Annotated in this window: 2 protein-coding genes and 1 pseudogene; 1 reads left to right on the top strand and 2 read right to left on the bottom strand. The window is 69.4% G+C overall.

Translation table 11 applies throughout. The features are described 5' to 3' along the window. Both ACFU99_RS16760 and ACFU99_RS16755 read right to left on the bottom strand, forming a co-directional pair. Positions 1 to 793 (bottom strand): CPBP family intramembrane glutamic endopeptidase (locus ACFU99_RS16760; RefSeq protein ID WP_384392034.1); only part of this gene is annotated, 793 nt, incomplete at its 3' end. A 190-nt stretch (positions 794 to 983) separates the two neighbouring features. Then, complete coding sequence (locus ACFU99_RS16755; protein WP_384392031.1) at positions 984 to 2495, bottom strand: glutamate--cysteine ligase; 1512 nt, start codon at positions 2493 to 2495, stop codon at positions 984 to 986. A 486-nt stretch (positions 2496 to 2981) separates the two neighbouring features. Between ACFU99_RS16755 and ACFU99_RS16750 the strand changes: the two are divergent. Further along, positions 2982 to 3195: pseudogene (locus ACFU99_RS16750) on the top strand (hypothetical protein); the annotation flags it as partial.

The following is a 3195-nucleotide window of genomic DNA, read 5'->3' as shown; positions in this document are numbered from 1 at the left end:
CCAGCAGCGCGTACCCGACGAAGGCCACGATGTCGATCAGCGAGTGGGCGGCGACCAGTGGTCCGACCCGGCCCCAGCGCCGGTAGAGCAACACGAAGACGACGCCCATCGCCATATTGCCGAGCAGCCCGCCGACGCCCTGGTACAGGTGGTACGAGCCGCGCAGCACCGCGCTCGCCGCGAGCGCGGCCATCGGCGTCCAGCCCGTCTGCCCCAGCCTGCGCAGCAGATAGCCGACGACGATGACCTCTTCCAGCACGGCGTTCTGCACGGCGGAGGCGATCAGCACCGGGATCTTCCACCACACGTCCGGCAGCGACTCCGGTACGACCGTCAGATTGAACCCGGCCGCCCGCACCCCGAGGTAGAAGAGCAGCCCGGTGCCGCCGATGGCGGCGGCGACCGCGACTCCCCACCGCAGGTCGAAACCGGACCGCTTGCGGTCGAAGCCGATCGCCCGCAGCCCCACGCCCTCGCGCAGCAGCAGATGCGCCACCAGGAATACGGGCACCAGCGCGGTGGCGATGCCGAAGAGCTGCCAGGCGAGGTCCAGCCAGGGGCGGCCCGGCGCGTGCGAGCCGACGAGCGTGGCCGCCTGGTTCTTCAGCTCACCGGGCCGGGTGACCGAACCGATGAAGCTGATCAGCGCCGATACCCCGCTGGCGCCGAGGGACAGGGCCAGCACCAGTAGCGTCTCGTTGCGCAGGACCCGCCGCGGCAGCCCCTGTTCGGGCAGGGAGATCTCCACGTCACGCGCCTCCTGCTGCTGCACACCATGCTCCACTTCCGCCATACCGCTTCACCAGCGCACCATCTCACCAGCGCCTCGGCGGCGGGCACGCGGACCACGCGCGGGAAGCGACAAGCCACGGCGGCACACGCCGACCCCGGCCTCTGGAACGTCATAGCTTGCCCGACGGCATGGCGCGAGCCGACACGGGGGCGCGCCGCGGACACCGACAGCGGATCAGTTTCCACGCACCTCAGTACCCGGTGCCCACCGGCCACGTATGCACCGGCTCCCCCGTCCGCGCCAGCTCGCAGTACCGGCGTGTGGTGGCCGCGAGCGCCGCGTCCCGTTCCAGACCGGCCGTCAGCGCCTCGTGGTAGGTGGCGGCCTGCCAGGACGCGCCGTTGATCCGGCGTCGGCAGCGCTCCTCGATGATGCCCAGGTAGCGGTCGCGGTCGGCCGGTTCGACGCCCCAGGCGTCGAGACCGGCGGCGGCCAGCGGCAGCAGTTCCTCGCGGACCAGTTGGACGGCCGGGACCTGTACGAGCCCCGTGCCGCCGGCGCCACGCCCCCGGCGCGGCCAGCGCAGCGCGGCGTCGATGCCGTGCCGGCAGGCCGCCTCGAAGTTGTCCGCCGCCACGGCGAACGGCAGCCGTGCCCACACCGGGCGCGTCTCCTCGGCGAGCGCCCGGACCAGCCCGTAATAGAAGGCGGTGTTGGCCATGACGTCGGTGACCGTGGGGCCGGCGGGCAGGACGCGGTTCTCGACGCGCAGGTGGGGGACGCCGTCGGCGACGTCGTAGACCGGCCGGTTCCAGCGGTAGACGGTGCCGTTGTGCAGCACGAGTTCCTGGAGGGAGGGGACGCCGCCCGCGTCGAGCACCCGCATCGGGTCCTGGTCGCCGCAGATCGGGAGCAGGGGCGGGAAGTAGCGCACGTTCTCCTCGAAGAGGTCGAACGCGTCGGTGATCCAGCGCTCCCCGAACCAGGTGCGCGGGCGTACGCCCTGGGCCTTCAGCTCCGGCGGGCGGGTGTCCGTGGACTGTACGAACAGGGGCGGGCGGGACTCGCGCCACAGCTCGCGCCCGAAGAGAAAGGGCGAGTTGGCGCCCACGACGATCTGGGCGGCGGCGATCGCCTGTGCGGCGTTCCAGACGGCGGCGAACCGGCCGGGGGTCACCTGGAGGTGCAGTTGTACGGACGTACAGGCCGATTCGGGGGCGATGGAGCGGGAGGTGCAGGTGAGCCGTTCGACGCCGTCGATGTCGATGGTGAAGTTCTCGCCGCGGGCGGCGACCATCTCGTCGTTGAGCCGCATATAGCGGTCGACGTCGGAGAGGTTCCCGGGGACCAGGTCCTGGGCGGCGAGGGTGGGCAGAATGCCGATCATCACGATCCCGGCGCCTATTTCCTGGGCTCTTCGGTCGGCGTAGGCCAGGCCCGTTCCCAGTTCTTCCGCGAGGCGGTCGAGAACTCTGCCGCGCAGCCGGTGCGGCACGATGTTCACTTCAAGGTTGAACTGACCGAGCTCGGTCTGGAAATCGCGGCTCGCAATGCGCTCCAGCACCTCGGCATTCATCATCCTCGGGGCTCCGTCGGCGCCCGCGAGATTCAGCTCGATCTCCAGCCCCATGAGGTTCTTCGGGCGGTCGAAGCACTTGTCTTCCAGAAGTCTCGACAACCCCTCCAGACACTGCCGGAGTTTCCCGCGGTGGCGCTGCCGGTCGGACAGGTCGAACCCGGCGGCCACGACCTTCTCCCCCATCGAAGCGTCCTTCCTCGACTGGGACGACCACGACGTCAGCCGCTGGTGTCACGTCTGATGATGCCCAGGAATGTGATCGATAACGCGCTGCCGAAACGGCTTACCCGATACGATCTCAGCGAATCCTGTTGCGGCACATTCAGTCGGCATAGCGACTTGTCCCAGGACGTCGCACATTCTCGGCTATAAGCACCGACGCTATCCGGCCTACCGTGCCGGATGAATAACGCGAGGTGACGGGTGCGGATCGGTCGCAGAATATCCGAAATCGCCTGGAAGGCCGGTCCTGTTTGCGCCTTGTCAGCAATGCCCGAGACCGCTAGGTGAAACACCATATGAACACCTGTCGTATAAACTTCGCGAACGAGGCAGAGAGTTGGCGCCCCGGCAGTCGGTTCCGGCCCCCCTCCTCTGACCCCGCACGCTGACAGCGCCGTCCGCACCTGCCCAGCACCACCGTGTCTCCTGAGTGAGAGGCGATTCACCATGCCGCTGCATGTCCCCCCAGCCCCAGCCCCCGCCCTTCGCAGCGTCCTCGCGGCCCTCGGTTCCCCCACCGCCGTCCGCGCGGCCCGCACCCCGTCGCTCAAGACCCTTCAGGGCCAGCCGACTCCGGAGTCCCCGCTCCCGGTGTACGTCCTGGACCAGATCACCGCGATCGACGGCCGTCCCCGTACTCGGCTGACGGGCTGGCGGTTCC

This window comes from Streptomyces sp. NPDC057654, from assembly GCF_042800135.1.
GTDB lineage: Bacteria > Actinomycetota > Actinomycetes > Streptomycetales > Streptomycetaceae > Streptomyces.
The sequence above is the reverse complement of the archived record's forward strand: the minus strand, read 5'-3'. Positions and strand labels throughout refer to the sequence as shown.

Excerpts from the sequence above, each read along its gene's own strand:
- ACFU99_RS16755 (WP_384392031.1), bottom strand. The coding sequence starts at position 2,495 with ATGGGGGAGAAGGTCGTGGCCGCCGGGTTCGACCTGTCCGACCGGCAG.